Source organism: Bradyrhizobium sp. C9, assembly GCF_002532045.1.
In the GTDB taxonomy this organism is placed as follows: Bacteria; Pseudomonadota; Alphaproteobacteria; order Rhizobiales; family Xanthobacteraceae; genus Bradyrhizobium.
The window spans coordinates 711,761-738,431 of the sequence record NZ_NWTG01000001.1 but is presented as its reverse complement, the minus strand read 5'-3'; the positions used below and the strand labels follow the sequence as shown (position 1 = coordinate 738,431).

The 26,671-nt window shown below is 65.3% G+C and carries 26 protein-coding genes; 10 read left to right on the top strand and 16 right to left on the bottom strand.

The annotated features are described in order from the left end of the window. Positions 1-32: 32 nt before the first annotated feature. The 5 genes from CO675_RS03280 to CO675_RS03260 form a co-directional block, all read right to left on the bottom strand. Positions 33-1,118: a malate/lactate/ureidoglycolate dehydrogenase gene (locus tag CO675_RS03280; protein WP_097670553.1), complete on the bottom strand. Its 1,086-nt coding sequence runs from the start codon at positions 1,116-1,118 to the stop codon at positions 33-35. 35 nt (positions 1,119-1,153) lie between these two features. Then, positions 1,154-1,882 carry an ABC transporter ATP-binding protein gene (locus CO675_RS03275; protein WP_050406791.1) on the bottom strand — a complete coding sequence of 243 codons (729 nt, stop codon included), beginning with the start codon at positions 1,880-1,882 and terminating at the stop codon, positions 1,154-1,156. After that, the gene (locus CO675_RS03270; protein ID WP_097670552.1) at positions 1,882-3,654 is read right to left on the bottom strand and encodes a branched-chain amino acid ABC transporter ATP-binding protein/permease; all 1,773 of its coding nucleotides are present in this window, start codon (positions 3,652-3,654) and stop codon (positions 1,882-1,884) included. Before CO675_RS03270 ends, CO675_RS03275 begins: the two co-directional genes overlap by 1 nt. Further along, positions 3,651-4,526 (bottom strand): branched-chain amino acid ABC transporter permease, encoded by an 876-nt coding sequence (locus tag CO675_RS03265; RefSeq protein ID WP_097670551.1) that lies wholly within the window; start codon positions 4,524-4,526, stop codon positions 3,651-3,653. The genes CO675_RS03270 and CO675_RS03265 overlap by 4 nt, the downstream gene beginning before the upstream one ends. A 72-nt stretch (positions 4,527-4,598) precedes the next feature. Then, on the bottom strand, positions 4,599-5,744 hold the full coding sequence (locus CO675_RS03260) for an ABC transporter substrate-binding protein (protein ID WP_097670550.1): 1,146 nt from the start codon (positions 5,742-5,744) through the stop codon (positions 4,599-4,601). Positions 5,745-6,033: 289 nt separating this feature from the next. On the opposite strand from CO675_RS03260, the gene CO675_RS03255 reads away from it, so the two are divergent. Next, complete coding sequence (locus tag CO675_RS03255; RefSeq protein WP_097670549.1) at positions 6,034-7,029, top strand: GntR family transcriptional regulator; 996 nt, start codon at positions 6,034-6,036, stop codon at positions 7,027-7,029. A 25-nt stretch (positions 7,030-7,054) separates the two neighbouring features. Here CO675_RS03255 and hpaR read toward each other — a convergent pair whose 3' ends face one another. Continuing rightward, on the bottom strand, positions 7,055-7,591 hold the full coding sequence (gene hpaR / locus CO675_RS03250; protein ID WP_198964465.1) for a homoprotocatechuate degradation operon regulator HpaR: 537 nt from the start codon (positions 7,589-7,591) through the stop codon (positions 7,055-7,057). 109 nt (positions 7,592-7,700) lie between these two features. Here hpaR and hpaH point away from each other — a divergent pair, with 109 nt between their 5' ends. The 6 genes from hpaH to CO675_RS03220 all read left to right on the top strand — a co-directional run bounded on the left by hpaH (position 7,701) and on the right by CO675_RS03220 (position 14,139). After that, positions 7,701-8,507 (top strand): 2-oxo-hept-4-ene-1,7-dioate hydratase, encoded by an 807-nt coding sequence (hpaH, locus tag CO675_RS03245; RefSeq protein ID WP_097670548.1) that lies wholly within the window; start codon positions 7,701-7,703, stop codon positions 8,505-8,507. 21 nt (positions 8,508-8,528) lie between these two features. Then, a complete protein-coding gene (locus CO675_RS03240; RefSeq protein ID WP_097670547.1) occupies positions 8,529-8,927 on the top strand; it encodes a 5-carboxymethyl-2-hydroxymuconate Delta-isomerase in 399 nt (132 codons plus the stop codon). Next, a complete protein-coding gene (gene hpaE, locus CO675_RS03235; protein WP_097670546.1) occupies positions 8,920-10,464 on the top strand; it encodes a 5-carboxymethyl-2-hydroxymuconate semialdehyde dehydrogenase in 1,545 nt (514 codons plus the stop codon). Before CO675_RS03240 ends, hpaE begins: the two co-directional genes overlap by 8 nt. A 99-nt stretch (positions 10,465-10,563) precedes the next feature. Next, the gene (gene hpaD, locus CO675_RS03230) at positions 10,564-11,547 is read left to right on the top strand and encodes a 3,4-dihydroxyphenylacetate 2,3-dioxygenase (RefSeq protein WP_097670545.1); all 984 of its coding nucleotides are present in this window, start codon (positions 10,564-10,566) and stop codon (positions 11,545-11,547) included. A 66-nt stretch (positions 11,548-11,613) separates the two neighbouring features. Continuing rightward, positions 11,614-12,486: a fumarylacetoacetate hydrolase family protein gene (locus CO675_RS03225; protein WP_097670544.1), complete on the top strand. Its 873-nt coding sequence runs from the start codon at positions 11,614-11,616 to the stop codon at positions 12,484-12,486. 24 nt (positions 12,487-12,510) lie between these two features. Further along, positions 12,511-14,139 (top strand): thiamine pyrophosphate-dependent enzyme, encoded by a 1,629-nt coding sequence (locus CO675_RS03220; protein ID WP_097670543.1) that lies wholly within the window; start codon positions 12,511-12,513, stop codon positions 14,137-14,139. On the opposite strand, the gene CO675_RS03215 is transcribed toward CO675_RS03220, so the two are convergent. The 10 genes from CO675_RS03215 to CO675_RS03170 all read right to left on the bottom strand — a co-directional run bounded on the left by CO675_RS03215 (position 14,136) and on the right by CO675_RS03170 (position 23,738). After that, on the bottom strand, positions 14,136-15,350 hold the full coding sequence (locus CO675_RS03215) for an MFS transporter (RefSeq protein ID WP_097670542.1): 1,215 nt from the start codon (positions 15,348-15,350) through the stop codon (positions 14,136-14,138). The two genes, CO675_RS03220 and CO675_RS03215, sit on opposite strands and share 4 nt — an antisense overlap. A gap of 26 nt (positions 15,351-15,376) precedes the next feature. Next, the gene (gene alkB / locus CO675_RS03210) at positions 15,377-16,030 is read right to left on the bottom strand and encodes a DNA oxidative demethylase AlkB (RefSeq protein WP_097670541.1); all 654 of its coding nucleotides are present in this window, start codon (positions 16,028-16,030) and stop codon (positions 15,377-15,379) included. Positions 16,031-16,043: 13 nt separating this feature from the next. After that, positions 16,044-16,790, bottom strand: a complete 747-nt coding sequence (locus CO675_RS03205; protein ID WP_097670540.1) for a 2OG-Fe(II) oxygenase — start codon at positions 16,788-16,790, stop codon at positions 16,044-16,046. A 248-nt stretch (positions 16,791-17,038) separates the two neighbouring features. Further along, positions 17,039-17,725 (bottom strand): DUF2848 domain-containing protein, encoded by a 687-nt coding sequence (locus tag CO675_RS03200; protein WP_097670539.1) that lies wholly within the window; start codon positions 17,723-17,725, stop codon positions 17,039-17,041. Further along, the gene (locus CO675_RS03195) at positions 17,718-19,067 is read right to left on the bottom strand and encodes an amidase (protein ID WP_097670899.1); all 1,350 of its coding nucleotides are present in this window, start codon (positions 19,065-19,067) and stop codon (positions 17,718-17,720) included. The genes CO675_RS03200 and CO675_RS03195 overlap by 8 nt, the downstream gene beginning before the upstream one ends. Before the next feature lie 111 nt (positions 19,068-19,178). Beyond that, positions 19,179-19,898 (bottom strand): ABC transporter ATP-binding protein, encoded by a 720-nt coding sequence (locus CO675_RS03190; protein ID WP_097670538.1) that lies wholly within the window; start codon positions 19,896-19,898, stop codon positions 19,179-19,181. After that, positions 19,888-20,619 (bottom strand): ABC transporter ATP-binding protein, encoded by a 732-nt coding sequence (locus CO675_RS03185; protein ID WP_097670537.1) that lies wholly within the window; start codon positions 20,617-20,619, stop codon positions 19,888-19,890. The genes CO675_RS03190 and CO675_RS03185 overlap by 11 nt, the downstream gene beginning before the upstream one ends. After that, positions 20,609-21,529: a branched-chain amino acid ABC transporter permease gene (locus tag CO675_RS03180; protein ID WP_097670536.1), complete on the bottom strand. Its 921-nt coding sequence runs from the start codon at positions 21,527-21,529 to the stop codon at positions 20,609-20,611. Before CO675_RS03180 ends, CO675_RS03185 begins: the two co-directional genes overlap by 11 nt. Then, the gene (locus tag CO675_RS03175; RefSeq protein ID WP_097670535.1) at positions 21,522-22,445 is read right to left on the bottom strand and encodes a branched-chain amino acid ABC transporter permease; all 924 of its coding nucleotides are present in this window, start codon (positions 22,443-22,445) and stop codon (positions 21,522-21,524) included. Before CO675_RS03175 ends, CO675_RS03180 begins: the two co-directional genes overlap by 8 nt. Before the next feature lie 45 nt (positions 22,446-22,490). Beyond that, the gene (locus CO675_RS03170) at positions 22,491-23,738 is read right to left on the bottom strand and encodes an amino acid ABC transporter substrate-binding protein (RefSeq protein ID WP_097670534.1); all 1,248 of its coding nucleotides are present in this window, start codon (positions 23,736-23,738) and stop codon (positions 22,491-22,493) included. Positions 23,739-23,993: 255 nt separating this feature from the next. Here CO675_RS03170 and CO675_RS03165 point away from each other — a divergent pair, with 255 nt between their 5' ends. The 3 genes from CO675_RS03165 to CO675_RS03155 all read left to right on the top strand — a co-directional run bounded on the left by CO675_RS03165 (position 23,994) and on the right by CO675_RS03155 (position 26,574). Further along, complete coding sequence (locus tag CO675_RS03165; protein ID WP_097670533.1) at positions 23,994-24,407, top strand: Zn-ribbon domain-containing OB-fold protein; 414 nt, start codon at positions 23,994-23,996, stop codon at positions 24,405-24,407. A 4-nt stretch (positions 24,408-24,411) separates the two neighbouring features. Further along, positions 24,412-25,551, top strand: coding sequence for a thiolase C-terminal domain-containing protein (locus CO675_RS03160; RefSeq protein WP_097670898.1), 1,140 nt, complete (start codon positions 24,412-24,414; stop codon positions 25,549-25,551). A gap of 108 nt (positions 25,552-25,659) precedes the next feature. Further along, positions 25,660-26,574 (top strand): SDR family oxidoreductase, encoded by a 915-nt coding sequence (locus CO675_RS03155; RefSeq protein WP_028338734.1) that lies wholly within the window; start codon positions 25,660-25,662, stop codon positions 26,572-26,574. Positions 26,575-26,671: the final 97 nt, after the last annotated feature.

The following is a 26,671-nucleotide window of genomic DNA, read 5'->3' as shown; positions in this document are numbered from 1 at the left end:
TGTTTCTTGAAGGCTTTCTTGGGGGACGAGCCTCAGCTGGTCGCCCGCTGGATCGAGACTTCGCTGACGCCGACTTCGCGCGCGGTATTCACTATCGCCGCCCAGGTGTCGTCAGGCAAGGGGATGCCATTCCTGGTGCGATCGGCACGGGTTTTCCGCTCGGGATCGCCCGGAACCAGCACGGACTCGGTACCCGCGATCGGCTTGGTGGCGCGGATGAAATCGGTGTAGCGGGTGATCTCGCCGTCGAAGAAGTTGCTGGTGTCGATCACCTTGGGATCGATGTAGAACGCCATCATGCCGTTGGCGAAGCGCCGGTCCGACGACGTCGCGCCGGTGCCGGTCAGCGCGCCGCCGAGCAGCTCACAAATGAAGGCAAGGCCCGACCCCTTGTGATCACCGAAGGCCCGGATCGCGCCGGTTCCCTTGGTATGGTCGCGGGGCCCGTCGGGCGTGTACGGGCCATACAGCACGTGCGGATCCTCGCTCAGCGTGCCGTCGGCATCGACCAGCGCGCCGATCGGCAGCTTCTTGCCGCCGCGGCTTGCGACCAGGCACTTGCCCTCGGCGACAACGGAGGTCGCGAAATCGAGCACGATCGGGTCCTGCCCCTGGCGCGGAATGCCGACGCAATATGGCGCCGTCGACAGCCGCTTCTCGACGCCGCCATAGGGCGCGACCAGCAACGAGCCCGCTGCGGTTACGAAATGAACAGACACAAGGCCTTCGGCGGCGGCCATTTCGGCCCAGTCGCCGACGCGGCCGAGATGGCCGGAATTGCGCAGTGCGACGGCGGCAAGCCCTGCCTTCTTGCACTTCTCGATGCCGAGCCTGACTGCGATTGGCGTGACGGTCTGGCCATAGCCGAACTTGCCGTCGACCACCGCGAGCGACGGCGTGTCGACCACGACCTCGGGGGTCTGGTTCGGCACGATCGAACCCATCTTCTTCCACCGGACATAAACCGGCACGCGGATCACGCCGTGGCTGTCATGCCCGGTGAGGTTCGCGGTGGTCAGGTAGGTCGCGATGCGCTTCGCCTCTTCCGGAGACGACTCCGAATGGGAAAACACGTCGGACACGAAGTTGACGAGATTATCGACCTTGATGGTGACCATGAAAAACTAGCTCGCTCGATGCAGCACGGTGAATTCTACGCGTGGGTTTTGGCGTGACCGCCGAGATAGGCCGCGGCGATGGCTTCATTGCCCCACAATTCGTCAGGCTTGCCGCCCAGCACGATCCGCCCGGTTTCGAGGACGAAGCCGTGATCCGCGACCGAAAGTCCCATGCGCGCATTTTGCTCGACGAGCAAGACCGTGGTGTCCTTCCTGATCTGCGAAATGATGCGGAACACTGCCTGCACGATGACGGGCGCCAGCCCGAGCGACGGCTCGTCGAGCAGCAGCAGCCGCGGCTTGGCCATCAGGCCGCGCGCCACCGCCACCATCTGCAGCTGGCCGCCGGACAGCGTCCAGCCGAGCGCGTTCGAGAAGGCGCGAATATCCGGAAACAAATCGAACATCGCGTCGGCCTCGCGCGAGATCTGCGACGCCCCGACCTTCCGGTTCGACGCGCCGAGCATGATGTTCTCTTTCACGGTGAGGCCCGGAAACACGCGGCGGCCTTCCGGCACATGCGAGATGCCGAGCCGCACGATCGCTTCCGGCCCGAGGCCGGCGATCGAATGACCGTCGAACAGGATGTCGCCGGAGGCGGGCTTGGCGAGGCCTGAGATCGCGCGCAGCGTGGTCGACTTGCCGGCACCGTTGGCACCGAGCAGCGTGACCACCTGGCCCTGCTCCACGGCGATGGTGACGCCGCGCAGCGCCTCGATCTCGCCGTAGCGGACCACGAGATTGCGGATTTCGAGCAGCGGCATCATTCGCTCCCGAGATAGGCGGATACGACGTCGGGATGACGCAGCACCGCCATGGACTCGCCGTCGGCGATACGGCGTCCGAAGTTCAGCACGGTGATGTGCTGGGCGGCTTCCGAGACCAGCGTCATGTCGTGATCGATGATCAGGATGGTGAGGCCCTGCGCTGCGATGCGCTTGAGCAGCTCATGCAGCTCGAGCTTCTCGGTCGAGTTGAGGCCGGCTGCCGGCTCGTCGAGCAGCAGCAAGGTCGGGTTCGACGCCAGCGCCCGCGCGATCTCGATCAGGCGCTGATGGCCGTAGGAGAAGCTCGAGATCAGCTCGTTGGCGCGGTTGCCGAGGCCGACGAAGGTCAGCGCCTCCATCGCACGCTCGGTCAGCGCATCGTCGCCCTTCCCGATCATGGTATTGCCGGGTCGTTCGGCGCCGATCTCGACGTTCTCGAGCGCCGTCATCGAGCGGAACAGGCGGATGTTCTGGAAGGTACGCCCGAGCCCCGCCGCAGTGCGCTGATGCGGCGCCATGCTGGTGATGTCGGTGCCGTCGAGCACGATCTTGCCCGCTGTCGCCTTGTAGAGACCGGACAGCACGTTCAGCGTCGTGGTCTTGCCGGAGCCGTTAGGTCCGATCAGCGCGTGCACGCTGCCGCGCTTCACCGCGATATCGACGCCGTCGACCGCTTTGAGGCCGCCGAAATGCTTCGAGAGCCCGGTGACTTCGAGCACGATGTCGCCGCCAGTCGTCGCTGGCCTGAGCAGGAGCGCGCCAGCAACAGGCGGGGCATTGGTGTGCGCGCGCCAGCGTGTGAACGCGTCGGACACGAAGCCCCAGATTCCGTCCGGCATGAAGCGGATGATCAGGATTACCGACAGGCCGTAGATGGCAAGGTAGAGGCCGGGCACGCTCTTCAGGAAGCGCAGCCACTCCGGGATCAGGATCAGGAGGCCGGTGCCGATCACCGAGCCGATCGGCGAGGCCACGCCGCCGAGCAGCGACATGGTCAGGAACTGGATCGACTCCGCAAACGAGAACTGGTCGGGGCTGACATAGGCGAAGCCGCCGGCAAACAGGCCGCCCGCGAGGCCGCCGAGCAACGCGCACAGCCCGAACGCGGAGACCTTGGTGCGGAACACGTCGATGCCGTTGACGCCGGCTGCGAGCTCATTGTCGCGCACCGCGCGCATGGCGCGGCCGAGCTTGGTGTCAGGCAGATGCCAGACGAGATAGCCGACGATCGCGAGCATCGCGACGCAGAAGGCGAGATAGCTCTGCGAGGACTGGAACAGCTCGGGCCGGCGGATGTTGGCGACGCCGTCCGGCCCGTGGGTCAGCCAGATCGCGTTGATCATCACCAGCGTCACGATCTGCTGGAACGAGATCGTCACCATGGCAAGGTAGTGCCCGCCGAGCCGCAGCGTCGACATGCCCAGGACCGCACCGGCGACCAGCGTGATCGCGCAGCCGCCAACCAGGCAGAGCCAGAAGTTCAGATGCAGGTCGGCGGTCCCGAGGCCGACGGCATAAGCCCCGAAGCCGAAGAACGCGGCCTGCGCCAAATTGATCTGGCCGCACAGGCCGAGCACGACCGACAACCCGAACACCGCGATCGAGAACGTCGTGGCCTGCAGCAGGATGTTGAGGATGTAGCCGTCGAACTGCATGCCGGCGGCGAGCGCCACCAGCGCGGCCGCGCCGATGAAATACGGCAAATGCCGGATGATCAGCGGCTTCGAACGCACGGCTGGCGCGGGAATCATGTTGTCGCTGGCGCTCATGCTTTCTCCGCGACGCGTTCGCCGAAGATGCCCTGCGGCCGGAACACCAGGAAAGCGATCAGCACCAGGAAGGCAAAGCCGTCCTTGTACGGCACCGAGATGTAGGCGGCACCGAACGTCTCGATCACGCCGAGCGCCAGCCCGCCGACGATGGCGCCGGCAACATCGCCGAAGCCGCCGATGATGGTCGCGGCAAACGCCTTCAGCGCAATGGTCGAGCCCATCTGGATCGAGACGAACAGCACGGGCGCCACGAGGATGCCGGCAAGACCGCCGAGCACCGCCGAATAGATGAAGGTGATCATGATCATGGTGGAGACGGAAATGCCAAGCAACGAGGCCATCTCCTTGTCCTGCGAGGTCGCCTGCAGCTTCTTGCCGAGCAGCGTCCTCTCGAAGAACCAGAAGTTGAACAGCACCAGCAGGATGGTGACGCCGATGATCAGGAGATACTGGCTGTCGAGATAGACTGGGCCGAGCTGGATGCCGGGCGTATCGAACCAACCCTGCAGCACCTGCGGCTGCGGGCCGTAGATCGCCAGCACCGAGTTCGACAGCAGGATCGAGGCGCCGATCGTGGCGATGATGACAGGCAGATAGGTGCGGTGGCGCAGCGGATAGTAGACGCCGAGATTGAAGATCACGCCGAACAGCGCCATGCCGGCGAGCGCGATCAGGAACGACAGCCAGTACGGCCAGCCGAGATCGACCGAGAACACCACCATCAGATAGGCAGCCACCATCGAGAATTCGCCTTGCGCGAAGTTCACCACGTTGGTGGCGCGGAAGATCAGCACGAAACCGAGCGCCACCAGCGCGTAGACCGCGCCGATGCCGATGCCGGTAAACAGCAATTGTAGAACCAGATCCATGACAGCGCTCGATCAGAACAGTGTGCGCAGAAGATCAACCTCGCCGGTTTCGCCGGCGAGGCTGAGCCGCGATCAATCGTTGAAGTCGATATGCTTGTCGTAGACGATCTTGCCCTTGTCGTTCTTCACGACATTGTAGCCGTGCAGGCCGTCGCCATTCTTGTCGAAGTTATATTCGCCCTCGGCACCGGCGAATTTCTGTGTCGCCAGGATGGCGTCGCGGATCTTGTTCGGGTCGGTCGAGCCGGCCTTGTTGATCGCGGCCGACAGGATGGTGATCGCATCGTACGGCCAAGCGCTCTGGTTGTCGGGCGCGGTCTTGTAGGCGTCGCGATAGGACTTGCCGAACGCCTTCGCGGTATCGCTCGAGTCCTCGGCGAAGTCGGCGACCCCGTAGGTGCCGAACAGGGCCGGACCGGCGAGCTTGGTCGAGGAGACCGCCACCACCGAGGGCGAGCCGACCCACGGGATGTTGACGCCGAGTTGGCGCAGCTGCCGGGCGAAGATGCCGAGATCGTTCTCGAAGGTGAAGTAGGTGCCCAGCACGTCGGCGCCGGACTGCTTCACGGCCAGCACGACCGGGGTGAAGTCTTGGCTCTGGTTGGCGTAGCCCTGGTCGAGCACCGGCGGCGCGCCGAGCTTGGTCAGCGCCTCGGTGAGCGCCTTGCCGCCCGCGGTGCCGAAGGCATCCGTGGAGTGCACGATCGCCCATTTCTTCTTGCCGAGCGTGTTGACGCCGAAGTCGGCGATCACGCGGCCCGAATAATTGTCGTTCGGGCGGAAGCGGAACAGCCAGGGATTGCCGGAATGGGTGAGATCGGGATTGGTGCCGCCGATCATCACGGGCTTGCCGACCTTGATCACGTCGGGCGCCATCGCCTGCACCTGGGTGGAGCGGATCGAGCCGAGGAAGGCAACGATGTCGGATTGCGCGGCGAGCTTGGAGAACGCCAGCACGATGCCCGGATTGGTGGTCTGGTCGTCCTCGATGACGAGCTCGACCTGCTTGCCGAGCACGCCGCCGGCCTTATTGACCGCGGCCAGCGCCAGCTTGGCGCCGTTCTGGGCCCACAGGCCCTGCTCCGCTGCCGGCCCGGTCACCGGCACGCACATGCCGATCTTGATGGTCGCCCCTTGCGCCCAGGCGCTGCGCATCAGCGCAGGAGCAGCGAGACCTGCCGCCAAGCCGGCGGAAAACTCACGCCTCGTCAGTTTCATTCAATCCTCCCTTTGGTGCGCCGAACTTGCATGTCGGCTGCGTTGAGACGAGCTGGCGCGTCGATCGGTTGCCCTACCCGCAGCCGTCAATCGGCGCGACGAGCAAACGTGAGCGCCGCTGCAGCGCACAAGACGCGCAACGGCGGCTATCGATCTGGCGTTTGACATAGCTAAACATGATTGCACATTGCACGCAATAGTCAAAAGTTCGCTGGCAACGGTGCGTAAATGCCTGCTACCAGCGACCATGACGGGATCACGTGATAGTGTGACCGGCGGGCAGCCATCGATGTCGATTCCAAGAGCGAAATCGCAGACCAGACGGAAACAGCCGGCCTACGCGCTGATCAAGACCGCATTGGCGAAGCACATCCGGACCGGCGACGTGCCGCCCGGCACGGTGCTCTCCGAATCGGCGATCGCGACCTTGTTCGGCTCCAGCCGCTCGCCGGTGCGGCAAGCCTTCGAACAGCTCGAGCACATCGGCCTGGTGCGCCGGTTCGACGGCCGCGGCGTCATCGCCGGCAAGCGCAAGGCCGAACCGCGGCGCGTCCCGATCACGCCGGCGATGTTCGGGCTGACCGACGGCCCCGTCGAGGCGGTGCGCAGCGATGCCTGGGACGAGCTCTATTACAAGCTCGAACGCGAGATCATCTACCGCTCGCTGTTCGGCCGCTTCCGCGTCAGCGAGCTCGCATTGGCAAGGCACTTCCGTGTTGGGCGCACGGTTGCGCGCAATCTGCTGCTACGTGCGCAGGCGATCGGAATCCTGGAGAAGGGCGCCAAGGCACACTGGTATGTGGTGCCGCTGGACGAGGATCGCCTCCGCGACATCTTCGAGGTGCGCGCAACCCTCGAGCCGCTGCTGCTCAAATCCGCTGCGGCGAGAATTCCTGCCGCGCTGCTCGACCGGATGGCGGAGCGGCTGCGCGAGGGGATCCAATTCCGCAGCCGTGTCGGCGTCGGCGAGCTCGATGAGATCGAGGGCGACCTCCATATCCGTTGCCTGGGCTACGGCGTCAATCGCGAGATGATCGAAGCGCTCAAGCGTACCCACTGCGCCTTCGTGATCGGCAAGCACATCCAGGTCGCGCTGACCGCGCCGCAGATCGATTCCTTCATGGACGAGCATCTGGTGATCATCGAAGCCTTGCGCGCCCGCGACGGCGATACGGCCGCAGCGACCTTGCGCCGCCATATCGAGTGGTCGCACTCCAAGGTCGCCGGCTGGATTGCCGAATTCCGCGCCATCAACGTGATCTCGCGCGTGCCCTACATGGCCTGAGCGGCATGGCCGCGCAAATTCCCGGCTACTCGTCAGCCTCGACTGCGGCATCATCGGCCGAACCCATTCCGGCGAGACTTGCTTCCAGCACACCCAGCATTTCGTGCAACTCCGCAAGCTTGCGCGCGCCATATCGCCGTGTGATCTCGGCGTAGATCGCCTCCGACGTCGGCGCCACGGCCTCGATCAGCTTCAACCCCTTGGCGGAGATCGAGACCACCGCGCGCCGGCCGTCGTTCTCCGCCGCCTTGCGCTCGATCAACGCGCGGGCCTCGAGATCGCGCAGGATGCGCGACAGGCTCGGGCCGAGCAGAAACGCCACGCGGGCGAGTTCGGTGACCTCGATCTCGTCGACCGCTGTGAGCGCGCGCAGGATCCGCCACTGCTGCTCGGTCAGCCCATGACTGCGCAGCGACGGACGGAATTGCCGCATCACTGCCTCGCGCGCACGGAGCAGCGACATCGGCAGCGAGCGCGAGAACTCTCGCATCGGGGTCCGTCGCGACGATGCATCGTCGCCCTGCCCCGGCCTGACCTCATCCATCGATTTCTTGCGTGCCATGCTCAATCCACAGCAACAAAATTTTGCGTTGCAACATGCCCTGATTCAGTTTGCGGGAATTCACTTAACATGTTAATCATCTCCCGACATCCACTTTTGTGTAGCACGCATGGCCCTCTCCAAGGACGATATCCGCGCTGCAGCCGAACGGCTCGACAGTGCGGAAAAGACCCGCAAGCAAATCCGCCAGCTGTCGCTGGAATACCCCCGCATTACCCTCGAAGACGCCTACGCGATTCAGAAGGCCTGGGTCGAGATGAAGGTGGCGCAGGGGCGCGTCGTCAAGGGCCACAAGATCGGCCTGACCTCGAAGGCGATGCAGAGCGCGCTCAATATCGACGAGCCCGATTCCGGCATCCTGCTCGACGACATGTTCTTTGCCGATGGCGGCCTGGTGCCGACCGACCGCTTCATCGCGACCCGCGTCGAGGCCGAGCTCGCCTTCGTGATGAAGCATCGCCTCGCAGGGCCGAACTGCACGCTGTTCGACGTGCTCAACGCCACCGACTTCGTGGTGCCGGCGCTGGAGATCCTGGATACCAGGGTCGAGCGCGTCGACCCCGGGACCAAGGCGACGCGCAAGATATTCGACACCATCGCCGATAACGCCGCCAATGCCGGCATCGTGCTCGGCGGCCGGCCGATCCGCCCATTGGAGGCTGATCTGCGCTGGATCGGCGCGCTCTGCTTCCGAAACGGCCAGCTCGAGGAAACCGGTCTGGCTGCCGGCGTGTTGAATCATCCGGCGACCGCGGTGGCATGGCTCGCCAACAAGATCGCGCCGAACGGGCTGGCGCTGGAGGCCGGACAGATTGTGCTGGCAGGCTCATTCATCCGCCCGATCGAGACCCGCAAGGGCGACACCATCCAGGCCGACTACGGACCTTACGGGTCCGTGAGCTGCTACTTCGCCTGACGCACTCAGCAGGAGCGCTGCATGCCGCATTTCACGATTGAATACTCCGCCAATCTCGACGGCCTCGTCGACATGGGCGCGACCGTCGAGCTGGTCCGCAAGGCCGCGGTCGAGACCGGCATCTTCCCGCTCGGCGGCATCCGGGTCCGCGCCGTCAGGTGCGAGCACTACGCGATTGCCGACGGCCGCAAGACTTACGGCTTCCTCGACATGGTGCTGCGGTTGGGCGAAGGCCGCGACCTCGCCACCCGCAAGAAGGCCGGCGAGCACATCTTCAAGGCGCTGTCGGTCCATCTCGATCCGGTCTTCGCCAAAGCCAAGTTCGCGTTGTCGTTCGACATGCAGATCAACGACAAGGAAACCAGCTGGAAACGCAACAACATCCACGACGCACTAAAGGTGGAGCCGGTCAATGGATAAAGCCGCCCCGAAATCCACAGCCGACGTGTTCCAGGCCAATCGCGACCGCGCCGGGCCTCTGCTTGCGAAACTGAAGGCCGAAGGTATCGGCCATGTGATCGACGGCAAGGTGGTGCCCGCGGCCTCCGGCCAGACCTTCGAGACGAAATCGCCGATCGACGGCACGGTGCTTGCGACCGTCGCGCGCGGCAATGCCGAGGATATCGACCGTGCCGCAACCGCCGCGTCCAAGGCCTTCAAGGCCTGGCGCGATATGCCGGCAGCGCAGCGGCGCAAGCTGCTGCATCGCGTCGCTGACGCGATCGAGGAGCGCGCCGACGACATCGCCGTGCTCGAATGCATCGACACCGGCCAGGCGCACCGCTTCATGGCCAAGGCTGCGATCCGCGCCGCCGAGAATTTCCGCTTCTTCGCCGACAAATGCGGCGAGGCGCGCGACGGGCTTAGCACGCCCTCGGACGAGCACTGGAACATCTCGACCCGCGTGCCGATCGGCCCGGTCGGCGTGATCACGCCGTGGAATACGCCGTTCATGCTCTCGACCTGGAAGATCGCGCCGGCGCTCGCCGCCGGCTGCACGGTCGTGCACAAGCCGGCGGAATGGTCGCCGGTGACCGCCGATCTGCTGGTCAAACTCGCAAAGCAGGCCGGTCTGCCCGACGGCGTGTTCAACACCGTGCACGGCTTCGGCGAGGACGCCGGCAAGGCGCTGACCGAGCACCCCGCCATCAAGGCGATCGGCTTTGTCGGCGAGAGCGCGACGGGCTCTGCGATCATGGCGCAGGGCGCGCCGACCCTGAAGCGGGTGCATTTCGAGCTCGGCGGCAAGAACCCGGTGATCGTGTTCGACGATGCCGATCTCGACCGCGCGCTCGATGCCGTCGTGTTCATGATCTACTCGCTCAACGGCGAGCGCTGCACCTCGTCGAGCCGGCTGCTGGTCCAGGAGAGCATCGCCGAAAAATTCATCGCGAAGCTGACGGCGCGCGTGAAGGCGCTCAAGGTCGGCCACCCCCTCGATCCGGCGACCGAGATCGGCCCGCTGATCCACGAACGGCACTACGCCAAGGTCTGCAGCTATTTCGACGTCGCCAGGCAGGACGGCGCGACGATCGCGGTCGGCGGCAAGCCGCATGACGGTCCGGGCGGCGGGCACTATGTGCAGCCAACCCTCGTCACCGGCGCCAACGCCAAGATGCGCGTCGCACAGCAGGAGGTATTCGGTCCGTTCCTGACCGTGATCCCGTTCCGCGACGAGGCGGACGCCATCGAGATCGCCAACGGCGTGCAGTACGGCCTCGCCGGCTATGTCTGGACCGGCGACGTGGGCCGCGCGCTCCGCGTCGCGGACGCGCTCGAAGCCGGCATGATCTGGCTCAACTCGGAAAACGTCCGCCATCTGCCGACCCCGTTCGGCGGCATGAAAGCGTCCGGCATCGGCCGCGACGGCGGCGACTACTCGTTCGACTTCTACATGGAAACCAAGCACGTCTCGCTCGCGCGCGGGACGCACAAGATTCAGAGACTGGGAATTTAAACCCATCGTTCCGGGGCACGAAGCGAACCCGGAACCTCGAGATTCCGGGTTCGATGCTGCGCATCGCCCCGGAATGACGAGCTAAATTAGGAAACCGCGATGCCCGCACCAACACACGTCTTCGATCCGCCGTTCAACATCATCCGCTGCAGCCATGCCGTGCTCGACGTCACGGATTTGGAGAAGAGCGCCGCCTTCTACGAGAAGACGGTCGGTCTCCACATCGAGGACCGCGACGACAAATCGGTGTATTTGCGCGCCAGCGAGGAGCACCAGCATCACTCGGTGGTGCTGCGCAAGGCGGCGAAAGCCGCCTGCAACCGGCTCGGCTTCAAGGTCGGCAATGATCGCGATCTCGACAAGGCGGCGTCCTTCTTCTCAGAGAACGGCATTGCCTACACTTTCGTCGACCAGCCGTTCCAGGGCCGCACGCTGCAATTCACCGACCCGTTCGGATTCCAGATCGAACTTTACGCCACGATGGAGAAGCGCCCGCATCTGTTGCGGCGTTACGATCTCTACAAAGGCTGCCATCCGCAGCGGCTCGACCATTTCAACGTATTCGCCGCCGAAGTGCAGGACACCGTCGACTTCTACGCCCGGCTCGGCTTCCGCCTCACCGAATATGCCGAGGAAGATGGCGACAACGGCCGTATCGCCGCCGCCTGGATGCACCGCAAGGGCAATGTCCACGACTTCGCCATCACCAACGGCCGTGGCCCGCGCCTGCACCACATCGCCTATTGGGTGCCGACCGCGATGAACATCGTGCACCTCTGCGACGTGATGGCCTCCTCCGGATTCCTCGCGAACATCGAGCGCGGCCCGGGCCGGCACGGCATCTCCAACGCCTTCTTCCTCTACATCCGCGATCCCGACGGCCACCGCATCGAGCTCTACACCAGCGACTATTTCACCGGCGATCACGACCACGAGCCGCTGCGCTGGTCGCTGCGCGATCCGCGCCGCCAGACGCTGTGGGGCGCACCGGCGCCGCGCTCCTGGTTCGAGGAAGGTTCGACCTTCGCGGGCCAGGCGGTGCGCGAGCCGCGCTTCGTCGCCGACGTGCTGGTTGCGGATTAGTGAACAAGACTCCATCCCCTCGTCGTCCCGGCGAAGGCCGGGACGACACCATTTATGGGACTACCAATGCCCTCTCCTCGCCTCGCCACCTACTCCGTCAACGGCGCCACGCAGTATGGCGCCGTCACCGACGCCGGTATCGTCGACCTCTCGTCGCGCTTCGCCAAGGACTATCCGACGCTGCGCGAGGCGATCGCCGCCGGCGCGCTGACCAGGCTCGTTGAGGACGCCGCCAAGCGCGCGCCCGACCACGCGCTGGACGCGGTCACCTGGCAGCCGCCGATCCCGGCACCGGACAAGATCATCTGCATCGGCGTCAACTATCCCGACCGCAATGCCGAGTACAAGGATGGCTCGGACGCGCCGAAATATCCCAGCATGTTCCTACGCGTGCCGCGCTCCTTCGTCGGTCACAACACGCCGGTGGTGCGGCCGCGCGTCTCGCCGCAGCTCGACTATGAGGGCGAGCTGGTGCTGGTGATCGGCAAGGCCGGCCGGCATATCCCCGAGAGCGCCGCGCTCGATCACATCGCCGCGATCACTCTCTGCAATGAAGGCACCATCCGCGACTGGGTGCGTCACGCCAAGTTCAACGTCACCCAAGGCAAGAACTTCGATTCCACCGGCAGTCTCGGCCCGTGGATCGTGCCCTACACCAGCGAAGCGCAGATCGCCGATGTCCGGCTGACCACGCGGATCAATGGCGAAGTCAGGCAGGACGACCGCACCTCGCGCTTGATCTTCGGCTTCCGCTACCTCATCAACTACATCTCGACCTTCACGACGCTGGTTCCCGGCGACATCATCGTCACGGGCACTCCGACCGGCGCAGGTGCGCGGTTCGATCCGCCGCGCTATCTGAAGCCCGGCGATGTCGTCGAGGTCGAGGCCGAAGGCGTCGGTATCCTGCGCAACGGTGTCGTCGACGAAGCCACCTAACCTCACAAGCGAGTGGACAGTACCATGACCTCAACATCCGGCGGCGAAGCGATCGTCAACGGCCTCGTCGCCCACGGCGTCGACACCGTGTTCGGCCTGCCCGGCGCGCAGATCTATGGCCTGTTCGATGCGTTCCACCAGGCGCAGCTCAAGGTGATCGGCGCCCGCCACGAGCAGGCCTGCGGCTACATGGCGTTCGGCTATGCCCGCTCCTCGGGCAGGCCCGGCGTGTTCAGCGTGGTGCCCGGCCCCGGCGTGCTCAACGCCTCGGCGGCGCTGCTCACTGCCTTCGGCTGCAACGAGCCGGTGCTGTGCCTGACCGGCCAGGTGCCGACGCAATTCCTCGGCAAGGGCCGCGGCCACCTGCACGAGATGCCGGACCAGCTCGCGACGCTGCGTACCTTCGTCAAATGGGCCGAGCGGATCGAATACCCCGACAACGCGCCCGCGATGGTGTCGCGCGCGTTTCAGGAGATGCTGTCGGGCCGGCGCGGCCCCGCCTCGCTGGAAATGCCGTGGGACGTGTTCACCCAGCGCACCCAGGTCGTAGCCGTCAAGCCGTTCGATCCGCTGCCCGCGCCGCAGCCCGATCCGGATCGCATCAAGGCTGCCGCCGACCTGATCGCCGGCAGCAAGGCGCCGATGATCTTCGTCGGCAGCGGCGCGATCGAGGCGCGCGAGGAAATCCTCGAGCTGGCCGAGATGATCGACGCGCCTGTCGTCGCCTTCCGCAGCGGCCGCGGCATCGTCTCCAACGCGCATGAGCTCGGGCTCACCATGGCCTCCGCCTACAAACTATGGCCGAAGACCGATTTGATGATCGGCATCGGCACCCGCATGGAGCTGCCGACGATGTCGCGCTGGCCCTATCAGCCGGCCGGCCTGAAATGCGTGCGCATCGACATCGATCCGGTCGAGCTACGGCGCTGGCCGGCCGACGCCGGCGTGATCGCGGATGCCAAGACCGGCACCGCCGAGCTCGTCTCGGCCGTGCGCAAGGTTGGCTACAGCAAGACCTCAGGCCGCCGCGCCACCATCCGCGAGGCGACCGCGGCCACCGAGCATGAGATCCAGCGCGTCCAGCCGCAGATGGCGTACCTTAAGATCCTGCGCGAGGTGCTGCCGTCGAACGCCATCGTCACCGACGAGCTGTCGCAGGTCGGCTTCGCCTCCTGGTACGGCTTTCCGATCTACGAACCGCGCACCTTCATCACCTCGGGCTATCAGGGCACGCTCGGCTCGGGCTTCCCGACCGCGCTCGGCGCCAAGGTCGCCAACCCCAACAAGCCGGTGGTCGCGATCACCGGCGACGGCGGCTTCATGTTCGGCGTGCAGGAGCTCGCCACCGCCGTGCAGTTCAAGATCGGCGTGGTGACGCTGGTGTTCAACAACAACGCCTATGGCAATGTCCGCCGCGACCAGCGCGAGCGCTTCGACGGCCGCGTCGTCGCATCGGACCTCGTCAATCCCGATTTCGTCAAGCTCGCGGAGTCCTTCGGCGTCGGAGCCGCGCGCGTCACCTCGCCCGATCATTTCCGCCCCGTGCTGGAGAAGGCGCTGGCCGACGGCGGGCCCTACGTGATCTCGGTGGAAGTGCCGACCGATTCGGAAGTCAGCCCCTGGGCGTTCATTCATCCGGCAAGAAACAACTAAGCGCTCTTCACCCCGCGTTGCAGCCGCGACGCGGCGATCACAAGCAGGCCGGCTCCGGCGACCGACCAGCAGGCCACCGGCGCCCAGTGCACCAGCGGCGCATAGTCCGGTATCTTCTGCAGGCCGCCGGCGACCGCGGCCATCCGCGCAAAGGTCGCGAGCGCCAGCGCCGAGAACACCAGGCCGGTGACCTTACCCTCGGCGCCGGTCTCCCCGATCGCAAGCGCCGCGGACACCGCGCTCATCAGCATGCAGCCCCAGGCCGCACCCGCCATGAACTGCGCCACGATCAGCACGTTGAGGCTTCCGGCGACCTCTGCGGCGACGATCGCGAAGGCACCGAGCAATCCCGCCGCGCCCATCACGATCAAGCCGCCGCGATGCTTGACGACAATGCTCGCCGGAAACATCGCGATGTTGAAACCGATCCAGAACACCGGCATCAGCCATTGCAGCTCACTCGATTTGGCAAAGCGCAAATAGAACGGGGCGCTGTTGACGTTGAAGTGCAGCTGATATCCGAGCGAGAGCAGCACCATCGATCCGATCAGGAACATCGGCACCGCCCCGAGCCGCCTGGCCGGCGGCGCAAGCCGCTCCGGCTGCGCCTCCGCGGCGACGCGGCGCTCGATCCCGGAGAACGCCAGTGCCGTCAGCAGCAGCACGGTACCTGACAGCACGAACGGCAGCCGCGCATCATGATCGCGCAGCACGACGCCAAGATAGGGCGAGACCGCGCCAGCGATGCCGTAGCCCAGCATTGCCAGCGCGGCGAGGAATGGGACGGAAGGTTGCGCGCGATACTTGCCGAGCAGCGTCAGCGGCGGCGCGCGCAAGGCCGACGATGTGACCGACCAGATCATGATCAATACGATCAGCCAGAATTTCGCGCCTGGCCCGGTCCCGGCGATGTTAGGCAGCGCGACGAAGGCGGCGCAGGAGATCGCGGCGAGAACGCCGACAAACGCGCCGAGCCGGCCGACCAGGCTCGCAATCCTGTCGGCTGCCATGCCCATCGCGGTGTCGGTGACCGTGAAGATGCCCTGATCCATCATCAGGATCAGGATGACGGTCGACGGCGCGATGCCGACATCGGCGCACAGCTTGGGCAGGTAGATCAGGTAGGTGGTCCAGCCCAGCGTAAACACGAGCTGCAGCACGGCGAGATAGACGCCGGTGCGGTTGACCGCGCGGTCGGCCTTGGTGGTCATCCGCCAAGTCTAGACCACCCGGCGCTTCAGCGCACCTTGCGGAAGGTCAAATTGATGCGCTGGCGGCCGAGCACGCTGTGCTCGCCATCAGCGAGCGCCGCGACACCGTGATAAAATAGCCGTGACGGCCCGCCCCACACCGCAACATCGCCATGTTCGAGCCGATAGCGGCGCGGCGTATCGCTACGCTTCAGGCCGCCGAACAGGAAGACCGCCGGAAGCCCGAGCGAGATCGAGACGATCGGCGCCCCATAGTCGAGCTCGTCCTTGTCCTGATGCAGCGACAGCTTCGCACCGGGCACATAGCGATTGATCAGGCAGGCCTGCGGCGCGAAGCCGTTGAAGCCGGCCGCGGTGGCGGCGTCGGCGGCGAGCCGGCGCAACACCTCCGGCATTTCAGGCCAGGGCTGTCCCGAGTCAGGATCGATCGGATCATAGCGATAGCCGCTGGGATCGGAGACCCAGCCGACGCTGCCGCAATTGGTCATCGCCACCGACATGCGGTGGCCGCCCGGCGTGATCAGGTGCCGGAACGGTGCCTGCTTGACGATGATGCGCAAGGCCGGGATCAGCTCGGCCTCGAACGGCCGCACAAAACCACGCAACAGCACCGCGCCGTCCGCGATCGTCTCGCGCGGCGGCCGGGCATCGCCAACGGTCTCGAACAGATCAGCGGCCACGCCTCTCTCGCACTCACTTTGCGTCGTGGAAGATCACACCAACGGTGTGGCGATGGCCGGATCTGATCCGGCTGACGCCATGGCGTAGATTGACACGATACGGCCCGCGCGTCCCCTGCACCGGGCGATGATGCACGGCAAACGCCACCGCATCGCCCTTGGCCAGCGGCACCACCTCGGGCCGCGACTGCATCCGCGGCCGCTGCTCGGTCAGCACGAACTCGCCGCCGGTGAAATCGCGCCCCGGCTCCGACAGCAGGATCGCGACCTGGATCGGAAACACGTGCTCGCCGTAGAGATCCTGGTGCAGGCAATTGTAATCGCCCTCGCCATATTGGAGCAGCAGCGGCGTCGGCCGCGTCTGCCCGGCGTCATGGCAGCGCTTCAGGAACGCCACATGCGACGGCGGATAGCTGATCTCGATCCCCATCGTCTCGTTCCAGCGATTGGCGGTCGCGGTCAGCCGCGCATACAGCGCCGGCCGCAGCTCCGCGATCAAGTCCGGCAGCGGATAGGAGAAATATTTGTACTCGCCGCGGCCGAAGCCGTGGCGGCCCATCACGACCCTGCTGCGGAAGCGGCTGTCGTCGGGATAGAGCGCGGCGACGACGTCGCATTCCTCTGGCGTGAGCAGGCCGCCAAGGACGGCGCAGCCCTGCCCGTCGAGGTCGGTCGTGATGTGATCCCAGTCAAGCGCGGCGACACGGGCCGGGATGCCGGTGGCTGGGGTGCGGGTGAGGGTCTTGGCTGTGGCTGTCATGAGGTGGAATCTGGCCGATGATTGCGCCTCGCGCCACCCGATTTCCGATCCGGATTTGCCGAGAGCGCCGCTCCGATCACGGTGCCGTCCCTGCGAAAGCGGGGCCCATAACCACAGGTGCCGGTTGTTGGAAAGCCATCTGGCCGCGTGCCCTTTGCGAAAGCCGCGGCGTATGGGTCCCTGCTTTTGCAGGGACGACTGGTGGAGAGGTCCCGGTCACCTCTACGCAACGGACGTGCAGAAGGAAATCAGCCCCTGACCGGCAGCGTGATCACGTCGTAGCCGTGGCTGATCTTCCGCTTCAGCACGGGGTCTTCCAGCTCGAACTCGAAGCGGCTGGCCGGGCGGATGCCGCCCTTGGCGGCGAAAGTGCCGCCGAACATCGCGCAGCCGTCGGGCAGCGCGCCGTTGTCGAAGCCGCGCGCGATCAGGTCCTTGACCGGCAGCATGTGATCAAGCGTGCCTTCCTGGTAGAGCACACGCTGGCCGCCGATCGTGGCCCAGGAGCGCAGGATCAGTTGGTCCCAATGGCCAATGACGTCCTCGAGCTCCCACAATTCAGACGCCATCGGCTTGTCGCACATCTGCTTCGACACCGTGACGCTGTAGCTCTCGACCTTGCGATCGGTATGGTCGGAGCCGCAGCTGACGAAGATGCGTCCCTGCCAGCCGATCAGCACGAACTCGACCTCGCCGCTGGACTCCTCGCCGCAGACCTCGATCGCGTCGGCGAAAGTGATCCGGCGCGCCGAGCAGCGGTAATAGATCGGTGTCGTCGCGGGCCGTGCGATGCCGAGCGCCTCGAGCTCGGCGATATGCTTGTCGCGCGCGACCGGATCGCGGCCGGTCCAGCCGGCGATCACCGCTTGCTTGATTTCGAGCGTGAGCGGCGTCGCAACGCCCTTGTCGTCAACGTTGAAGGTGAGATCAAACACGGATGACGGTCTCCATTCCGGCCGCAAGCTCGAAGATGCGGCGGTCCGAACCACCCGCGGCGGCGAGCATCAGGCCGACCGGCGCCTCGCCCTCGCGATGCGCGGGCAGCGAGATGGCGCAGCCGTCGAGCACGTTGATCAGCGAGGGATTGCGCAGCGCGCGCAGATTCTCCGTGGCGAACGCCTTGTCATCGGCGAGCGCGGCGATGGTCGGCGGCAGGTTCGCGGTGGTCGGCAGCACCAGCGCATCGTAGGACGCGATGCGGGCCTCGGTCCGGGCGATGAACGACCGCCGCGCGTTGAGGAGGTCGATATAGTCGGCCGCCAGAAAACCCTCGCCGCGCTGGATGCGGACCGCGACGCGCGGATCGTAGATGTCGCCCTTGCTGGCCAGCAGGAAGCGATGCCAGGCATAGCTCTCGGCCGCCGAGAACCCGCCCTTGGCGTTCATCACGCCGACGTCGAGAAATTCGGGCACCTCGATGCGCTCGACCAATGCGCCGGCGCGCGACAATGACGCCAGGGCGCGGTCGAAGGTCTTTGCCACGGCATCATCGAGATCATCGAGCGCGACCGTAGTCGGCACCGCGAGCCGCATGCCCTTGACCGGGCGCGGGGCGAGCGGCGTCACCGGCACATCGGCGAGCACCGCATCGAGCACGGCGCAGCAGGCCACCGAATTGGCCAGCGGGCCGTAGCTGTCGAGCGTGAACGACAGCGGCACGCCGCCGTCGAGCGGAATCCGGCGCTGCGTCGGCTTGTAGCCGACGATGCCGTTGAAGGCGGCCGGGATCCGGCAGGAGCCGCCGGTGTCGGTGCCGAGCGCGCCGAACGCCATGCCGTCAGCGATCGAGACCGCCGCGCCCGAGGACGAGCCGCCGGGCACATGGCCGACGCTCCGGTTCCAGGCGCTCTTCGGGGTCCCGTAATGCGGGTTGATGCCGATGCCCGAATAGGCGAACTCGGTCATGTTGGTGCGGCCGATCACGATGAAGCCGGCGCGCTTGAGCCGCGCCACCACCGGCGCATCGGCATCCGCCGGCGCGGAATCCTCCAGCGCACGGGAGCCGGCGCGGCTCACCTGCCCTTTGATGTCGAACAGGTCCTTGATCGAAACCGGAATGCCGGCAAACGGTGACGGCGCGGCATTGGCCTTGCGCAGCCGGTCCATGGCATCCGCGGCTTCCAGGGCGGCGTCGCGGTCGACATGGATGAAGGTGCGCTGGCCCTCGCCTGCCGGATCGGCAATCCTGGCGATGCACTGCTCGACGAGCTTACGGGCGGAGGTCGCGCCGCTGGCGAGGTCGGCGGCAAGGGAGGCGAGTGTCGGATTTTTCGGCATGGCTTTCACTTCACGGCTTGCACTTTACGGCGTGCGCTTAACGGCTTGCAGCTGATTGTCGCGCGAACCGGGGCCGATTTCCAGTGCGTCGGCCCCCGCCTCGCATCACTATCATTTCAGCCCGAAATAAGCGCGGTGCAGCTCTTCATTGCCGCTCATCTCGGCAACCGTGCCGGAGAAGCGGATCCGCCCGCCTTCCAGCACGAAGACGCGGGTGGCAATCTCGAGGAAACCGATATTCTGCTCGGCGATCAGGAGCGCCAGTCCGCGGCCTTGCAGGCTCGACAGCGCGCGCAACACCTCCTTGACGAACAGCGGCGACAGCCCGGCCGAGGGCTCGTCCATGACCAGCAATTTTGGTTCGGCCGACAGCGCCTTGGCGATGCCGAGCATCTTGCGCTGGCCACCGGACAGGCTGGAGGCCGGATCGCGGCGCTTGTCGCGCAGCACCGGAAACAGGCCGTACAATTCGTCGACCCGCGCGCCCGGATTGGCATGGCCCAGCGCCTGCGCGCCGACCCGGATGTTCTCCTCGATCGACAGATCGGGGAATACCGCAAGCTCCGACATGTAGGTCATGCCGCGCTTCATGCGATCCGAAGATCGCATTTTCGTGATGTCTTCGCCTCCGAGCCTGATGTGGCCATTGCGGGCCTCAATCAGGCCGACCAGCGATTTCAGGAACGTGGTCTTGCCCGCGCCATTGGCGCCGAGCAACAGCACGGTCTCGCCGGGGCGGACGTCGAGATCGACGCCCCACAGCACCTGCATGGTGCCGTAGCCGGCGTCGACGCCCTTGGCGTCCAGAAGTGACGCTGCATCAGTGGGCATGCTCGCCTCCCAGGAACACCTCGATCACTTGCGGCTCGCGCACCGCGGTGGCGAGCGTGCCTTCGAAAATCTCCTTGCCCGCATTGAGCACGATGACGCGGTCGGTAATCTGCTCGATGAAGCCCATCAGATGCTCGACCACGATGATCGCCATGCCGGTCGCGGCGAGCGCCTTGATGCGGCCGGCAATCCAGTCAAGCTCCGCCGGGTTGAGGCCGGCCGCGAGCTCGTCGAGCAGCAGCAGCCGCGGACGCGTGGCGAGCGCGCGGGTCAGATCGAGCATCTTCTGCTGCGCACTGTTGAGATCGGCGGCGGGGCGGTCCGCGACCTCCTTCAGCCGGTACTCCTCCAGCAGCTCCGCAATCGACGGCGGCGCGCCGGTCGCGCCGCCATAGGCCAGCGCCACCTGGATATTCTCGCGCACCGTGAGCGACAGGAACGGCTTCGGCACCTGGAAGGTGCGGTTGATGCCGCGGTGAACGAGCTTGTGCGAGGCGACGCCGCCGGAGGACGCGCCGTCGAACACGACCTCGCCGCCGTCAGGCGCATAAAGACCCGAGATCACGTTGATCGCCGTGGTCTTGCCGGAGCCGTTCGGGCCGACCAGGCCGAGGATCTCGCCCGGCACAACGTGGAAGCTGAGGCCATCGAGCGCATGGAAGCCGCCGAAGCGTTTGACCAGCTTCGAGACCTTGAGGATGGAGTTCTGCTCAGGGGACATGCCACCCCCTGCGCGTTGCCAGCGACACCAGCCCGGCGGGCAGGAACAGCACCAGTCCCATGATCAGCAGGCCATAGATCAGCTGGAAATATTGAGGCGTGGTGAAGCCGATCAGATTGTAGATGCCGTACAGGATAAGCACGCCTACGATCGGTCCGGTGATAGTGGCAACTCCTCCGAACAGCGCGAACACGATCGCGAAGATCGAGAACTCGCCGGAGAACACGTTGTCCGGATAGAACACCGAGACGTACCAGGCGTAGATGCCGCCGGCGAGGCCGGCGACCAGCGCCGAGGCGAGCCAGGCAATCACCCGCATCTTGATGATGTTGACGCCGGCCATCGAGGCCGACACCGCATCCTCGCGCACGGCCTGCAGCGCCAGGCCGAACGGCGAGTTCTTGAGATAGATCACCGCGCCAACCGTCAGCGCCATCACCACGACCGCGGCGTAATAGGCGTGGGTCGGGTTGAACGTGCCGGTCAGCGAGACGCCGTAGGGCCCCTTGGTGATGCCCTCCAGCGCCGGATTGGCGACGAAGTGCAGCACCGCGAGCGAGGCCGCGAGATTGGCGATCGCAAAATACGCGCCCGACAGCCGCAGCAGCGGAGTCAGCAACAGGCCGAGCGCCAACGCGACGACGCCACCGACCAGCACGGCCAGCGGCGCCGGCGTCTGCAGATGCATCACCATGATGGCAAAGCCGTAGGCGCCGGCGCCGAAGAAGCCGACATAGCCGAACGGCAGATAACCGGTGAAGCCATAGATGATGTTCACGCCCTGCGCGAGGATCAGAAAGATCACGAAGTTGAACAGCAGCAGATGGTTTTGATAGACGCCGGGCAGCAGTGCGAACACCACCACCAGCGGCGCCAGGATGAACAGCAGGTGTTTGGAGGCGTTATGCAACGCGCACCCGCCTTCCGAGCAGACCGCTCGGGCGCAGCAACAGGATCACGATCAACAACACATAGGGCAAGAGGTCGGCCCAGGAACTGAGATAGGTCTGCACCAGCATGTAGCAGAGGCCATAGACGACGCCGCCGAGTGCGGTGCCCAAGGGATTGCCCAGCGAGCCCAGCACGACGATCGCGAACGACGTCACGGTCGCATCGGCGCCGAAGGCCGGCGTCACCGAGCCGAACATGAAGGGTGCGAACACGCCGGCAACCGCCGCGATGCCGAGCCCGATGCCGAACGCCGCCGCCGAGACGCGATCGACATCGATGCCGGTCGCCAACGCCTCGTCACGGCGCGACATCACCGCGCGGGTCAAGGTGCCGAGCCGCGTGTGGTAGAGATAAAGATAGACAAGCCCAATCGCGATCAGGCTGGTGATGGCCGCGATCACCCAGGGCGCGGGAAAGCCCTGGCCGAAGATCTGGATCGGCCCTGCCCCGCCGGCCCTGCCGCCGAACCACTTGACCTTGATGGTCGTGAACACGGTGCCGAGCAGCCGGCTCTGGATCGAGCGCTCGCTGGTGCCGGCGAAGATCGTGGTGACGGCTTCGATCACCTGCGACAGGCCGAAGAACAGGATGATCGACAGCATTTCCGGGTTGGCTGAGCCCTGCAGCCGAGGCACCAGCACCCAGTACAGCAGCACACCGGCCAGCACAAAGACCATGAAGGCCAGCGGCACCGCGAACAGCGGGTCGATGCCGGCGATGCCGACCACGCCGAGCGCGATGAAGGCGCCCAGCATCAGGATGTCGCCATGCGCAAGGTTGACGATGCGCATGACGCCGAACACGAGATTGAGGCCGATGCCGACCAGGCTGAAATACAGCCCGAACAGCACGCCGGCAACGAGCGCATAGGTCATGCTACCGCTCGCCGCCGAAGATTACGTCTGGTGTACCCACCTGCATCACGGCGCCGGATAGATCGGCTTGCCGGTGGCGGTCTCGTGCGGATAGATCGAGACGAACTTGATGTGATCGTGCTCGTCGACCGTGAGCTGGCCGAGCGGCGTCAGCTCGCCGATCTGGCCGCCAGTCTCATCCAGCGCGAAGGTGCCATCCAGGGTCTTGAGCTGGCCTGAGAGCGAGAACACCGCGCGGCGCAGCTCCATCTGGTCGAGGCTGGTCGCAACCGACAGCGTCTTCTCGATCACCAGCGCGGTGGTGTAGCCGGCGACCGCGTTGAAGCCGAACTCCATCTTGCCGTCGTTGTACTTCTTGGTCCAGGCGGCGCGGAAATCCTTCATGTTCATCCCGAAATTGACGGGATAGTCCAGCTCGGACGGCGGCACGTAGGTCCAGATGTGCTCGAGGCCCTTGGCGCCGACGTTCTTCTCCAGCAGCTCGGTCTCAAGACCGGCATAGATCGCGAAAAGCATCTTGAACTTGGTGCCGACGTCCTGGACGTTGCGCAGGAAGGCGATGTCGTTCGGCGCGTAGCCGAAATGGATCACCGCGTCGGGATTGGTGTTGCTGATGTTGTTGATGATGACGTTGTAGTTGGTGGTCTCGGTCGGAACGCCCTGGTCGTAGACGATCTCGATCGGCGCGCCGGACTCCTTGACGAACTTGCGGAACGCGTTGGCCTGGGTGCCCGTGAACTCGTTGGTCGCGTAAAGGATGGCGATCTTCTTGATGCCGAGGCCAGGGCCGTCATGGCTGATGAAGTCAGCCACCGGCTTCGGCCAGACCGTCGACACCGGGTCGGCCATCAGCGCGATGTAGGGATTGTCCTTGGAGAAGAAGCTCGCGCCGGTGCCGGTCTGGTCGAACAGGAACATCTTGTGGTCGCGCGCGATCGCGACCGCAGGCGCGGTCAGCACCGATCCGGAATCGGCGACCAGCAGATCGACCTTATCCTGGGTGACGAGCTGATTATAAAGCGTCGAGGCGGTCGCGGTGTTGCTCTGGTCGTCATAGGACACGAGCTTGATCGGGATCTTCTTGTCGAATGCCTTCACGAACACGCCACCTTCGGCGTTCTTCTGCTCGACCCACAATTTGAGCGAGCTGTAGACCGGCATCGAGATCGAGGCGTAGCGCCCCGAGGACGCGTAGAGCGTGCCGATCTTGATCTCCGACGGTGCGTCGGCGGCGATTGCCTGCGTGGCAAATGCGAGGCTGGCAGCGAGTGCCGCGCCGATGATCCTCAGCATGATGTTAATCCTCCCGGGTGTCTTGGACGTCTCGTGGACCTAGCTTCGACGTATCTTGGACGTATCTTGGACCGCGGCCCTTCTACGCGCCGGACCGGAGCGACACAAGCATCGCGGCCTTAGCAATTGTGCGAGGGGCGGAATATGCGGCATGCGCGGGACACAGGCCGCTGCGCGGGGCGTGGATGGACCGTTGACGGCCGTTGGTCCAATGGCGCATCAAGACCGTAACGATTTCGGGAGGAGACATCAGACATGGCCGAGCCCGCGCGCGCGAAACCAAAGCCGACACCTGAGACCCAGCATTTCTGGGACGGCACCAAGGCCGGCGAGCTGCGCCTACAGCGCTGCGACGCCTGCGCCAATGTCTACTTCCCCCCGCGGCCGTTCTGCCCCTCCTGCACCTCGCGCAAGGTCTCGATCTTCAAGGCCACCGGCAAGGGCAAGCTGTACAGCTACGTCATCAATCATCGCCCCGCCGCGCCCGGCTTCACGCCGCCCTATGCGATCGCCATCGTCGAGCTCGACGAAGGTCCGCGCATGATGAGCAATATCATCGATTGTCCGCAGACGCCGGAAGCGCTCGAACTGGACATGCCGCTCGAGGTCGCTTTCGAGGCACTCGACGACAAGATCACCCTTCCCCTCTTCCGCCCGGCGAAGGGGTGATGTGATGCGCAGGAACCAGGTTGCTGTCGTCGGTGCGGCCGAAACCACCGAACTCGGGGTCATCCCGAACATGTCGCAGATCCAGCTGCACGCGGACGCGGCGCTGAACGCGATCGCGGATGCCGGCCTCAAGCTGTCCGACATTGACGGATTCGCTACCGCGGTCGAAACTCCGCAGCAGATGGCGCATTATCTCGGCATCACGCCGACCTGGGTCGACGGCACCTCGGTCGGCGGCTGCTCGTTCATGCTGCATGTCCGCCACGCCGCCGCCGCGATCGAGGCCGGCCTCTGCAAGACCGTGCTGATCACGCATGCCGAGAGCGGCAAGTCGATGATCGGCAAGCAGCCGCGCTTCACCGCACCCGACAGTCTCAACGGCCAGTTCGAGTCACCGTTCGGCGTCTACGGGCCGCCGAGCATGTTCCCGATTCCGGTGCTGCGCTTCATGAAGACGCACGGCATCACGCATGAGCAGCTGGCGATGGTCGCCGTCGTGCAGCGCGAATGGGCGGCGAAGAACCCCCGCGCGACCATGAAGGACCCGATCACGGTCGCCGACGTCTTGAACTCGCGGATGATCGCCTATCCGTTCCGGCTGCTGCAGTGCTGCCTCGTCACCGACGGCGGCGGCGCGCTGATTCTCACCTCGGCCGATCGCGCCAAGGACTTCCCGCAAAAGCCGGTCTACATCCTCGGCACCGGCGAGAGCGTGGAAACGCCGATGGTTAGCCAGATGAAGACCTTTGACTCATCGCGCGCCTTCAAGGTGGCAGGTCCCTTGGCGTTCAAGGAGGCCGGCATCGCCCACAAGGACGTCGATCATCTGATGATCTACGACGCCTTCGCGCATTTGCCGCTCTACGGCCTTGGCGACCTCGGCTTCATGCCGCATGAGGAAACCGGCAAGTTCATCGCCGACGGCAACACCCGCCCCGGCGGCAAGCTGCCGCTCAACACCAACGGCGGCGGCCTGAGCTACATGCACTCCGGGATGTACGGCATGTACGCGTTGCAGGAGAGCGTGCGGCAGATGCGCGGCATCGCGCCGGCACAGGTGCCGAACGCGAAGATCTCGGTCTGCCACGGCGTCGGCGGCATGTTCGCTGCAAGTGGCACGATCATCTTTACGAACGAGAAGTAACGCCCGTCGTTCCGGGGCGCGCGAAGCGCGAACCCGGAACCTCGAGATTCCCGGTTCGAGGCTGACGCATCGCCTCGGAATGACGGACAGCAACAAAGGAGAACCCACATGGCAAAATCACTGCAGGATAAAGTCATCATCGTCACCGGCGCAGGCCGCGGCATCGGCCGCGAGATCGCGCTGCTCTGCGCGGCGGAAGGCGCCAAGGTCGTGGTCAACGATCCCGGTGGCGCGGCCGACGGCGGCGGCTCGAGCGCGGCGCCCGCCGAGGAAGTGGTCGAGGAGATCAAGAAGCGCGGCGGAACGGCCGTTGCAAATTTCGAGTCGGTGGCGGAAGCCATCCCCGCCAGCAAGATCGTGAAGACCGCAACCGATCATTTCGGCCGGCTCGACGGTGTCGTCAACAATGCCGGCATCCTGCGCGACATGATCTTCCACAAGATGAGCGTGGAAGCCTTCGAGGCCGTCATCAAGGTGCATCTGATGGGCTCGTTCTATGTCAGCCACGCCGCCGCGCGCATCTACCGCGAGCAGGAATCAGGCTCGTTCGTGCACTTCACCTCGACCTCCGGCCTGATCGGTAATTACGGCCAGGCCAACTACGCCGCCGCCAAGCTCGGCATCGTCGGCTTGTCGAAGTCGATCGCACTCGACATGGGCCGCTTCAACGTGCGCTCGAACTGCGTGTCGCCGTTCGCCTGGACCCGCATGATCGGCACCATCCCGACCGAGACCGACGCGGAGAAGGCCCGCGTCGAGAAGATCAAGCAGATGGGCCCGGAGAAAATCGCGCCGGTCTGCGCCTATCTGCTCTCGGATGCCGCCAAGGACGTCACCGGCCAGATCTTCGGCGTGCGCATGAACGAGATCTTCCTGTTCGGCCAGCATCGTCCGGTGCGCTCGGTGCATCGCGGCGAAGGCTGGACGCCGGAGACCATTGCCGAGCACGGCATGCCGGCGCTGAAGGGATCGTTCGCCAAGCTCGACCGCTCGGCCGACGTCTTCACGTGGGATCCGATCTGATCCTGCGATCTGATCCGATCTGACAGTTTTATGAAAAAGTCGCCTCCGCGAAGCCACGGAGGCGACACACTCTTTGGTTGTTTCTTCATGGCGTGCC

Excerpts from the sequence above, each read along its gene's own strand:
- hpaD (WP_097670545.1), top strand. The coding sequence starts at position 10,564 with ATGCCCGCACCAACACACGTCTTCGATCCGCCGTTCAACATCATCCGC.
- CO675_RS03215 (WP_097670542.1), bottom strand. The coding sequence starts at position 15,350 with ATGACCACCAAGGCCGACCGCGCGGTCAACCGCACCGGCGTCTATCTC.
- CO675_RS03240 (WP_097670547.1), top strand. The coding sequence starts at position 8,529 with ATGCCGCATTTCACGATTGAATACTCCGCCAATCTCGACGGCCTCGTC.
- CO675_RS03280 (WP_097670553.1), bottom strand. The coding sequence starts at position 1,118 with ATGGTCACCATCAAGGTCGATAATCTCGTCAACTTCGTGTCCGACGTG.
- CO675_RS03270 (WP_097670552.1), bottom strand. The coding sequence starts at position 3,654 with ATGAGCGCCAGCGACAACATGATTCCCGCGCCAGCCGTGCGTTCGAAG.
- CO675_RS03260 (WP_097670550.1), bottom strand. The coding sequence starts at position 5,744 with ATGAAACTGACGAGGCGTGAGTTTTCCGCCGGCTTGGCGGCAGGTCTC.
- CO675_RS03195 (WP_097670899.1), bottom strand. The coding sequence starts at position 19,067 with ATGCCGAAAAATCCGACACTCGCCTCCCTTGCCGCCGACCTCGCCAGC.
- hpaR (WP_198964465.1), bottom strand. The coding sequence starts at position 7,591 with ATGGCACGCAAGAAATCGATGGATGAGGTCAGGCCGGGGCAGGGCGAC.
- CO675_RS03185 (WP_097670537.1), bottom strand. The coding sequence starts at position 20,619 with ATGTCCCCTGAGCAGAACTCCATCCTCAAGGTCTCGAAGCTGGTCAAA.
- CO675_RS03170 (WP_097670534.1), bottom strand. The coding sequence starts at position 23,738 with ATGCTGAGGATCATCGGCGCGGCACTCGCTGCCAGCCTCGCATTTGCC.
- CO675_RS03165 (WP_097670533.1), top strand. The coding sequence starts at position 23,994 with ATGGCCGAGCCCGCGCGCGCGAAACCAAAGCCGACACCTGAGACCCAG.
- hpaH (WP_097670548.1), top strand. The coding sequence starts at position 7,701 with ATGGCCCTCTCCAAGGACGATATCCGCGCTGCAGCCGAACGGCTCGAC.
- CO675_RS03205 (WP_097670540.1), bottom strand. The coding sequence starts at position 16,790 with ATGACAGCCACAGCCAAGACCCTCACCCGCACCCCAGCCACCGGCATC.
- CO675_RS03225 (WP_097670544.1), top strand. The coding sequence starts at position 11,614 with ATGCCCTCTCCTCGCCTCGCCACCTACTCCGTCAACGGCGCCACGCAG.
- CO675_RS03175 (WP_097670535.1), bottom strand. The coding sequence starts at position 22,445 with ATGACCTATGCGCTCGTTGCCGGCGTGCTGTTCGGGCTGTATTTCAGC.
- hpaE (WP_097670546.1), top strand. The coding sequence starts at position 8,920 with ATGGATAAAGCCGCCCCGAAATCCACAGCCGACGTGTTCCAGGCCAAT.
- CO675_RS03275 (WP_050406791.1), bottom strand. The coding sequence starts at position 1,882 with ATGCCGCTGCTCGAAATCCGCAATCTCGTGGTCCGCTACGGCGAGATC.
- CO675_RS03190 (WP_097670538.1), bottom strand. The coding sequence starts at position 19,898 with ATGCCCACTGATGCAGCGTCACTTCTGGACGCCAAGGGCGTCGACGCC.
- CO675_RS03255 (WP_097670549.1), top strand. The coding sequence starts at position 6,034 with ATGTCGATTCCAAGAGCGAAATCGCAGACCAGACGGAAACAGCCGGCC.
- CO675_RS03160 (WP_097670898.1), top strand. The coding sequence starts at position 24,412 with ATGCGCAGGAACCAGGTTGCTGTCGTCGGTGCGGCCGAAACCACCGAA.
- CO675_RS03220 (WP_097670543.1), top strand. The coding sequence starts at position 12,511 with ATGACCTCAACATCCGGCGGCGAAGCGATCGTCAACGGCCTCGTCGCC.
- CO675_RS03265 (WP_097670551.1), bottom strand. The coding sequence starts at position 4,526 with ATGGATCTGGTTCTACAATTGCTGTTTACCGGCATCGGCATCGGCGCG.
- CO675_RS03155 (WP_028338734.1), top strand. The coding sequence starts at position 25,660 with ATGGCAAAATCACTGCAGGATAAAGTCATCATCGTCACCGGCGCAGGC.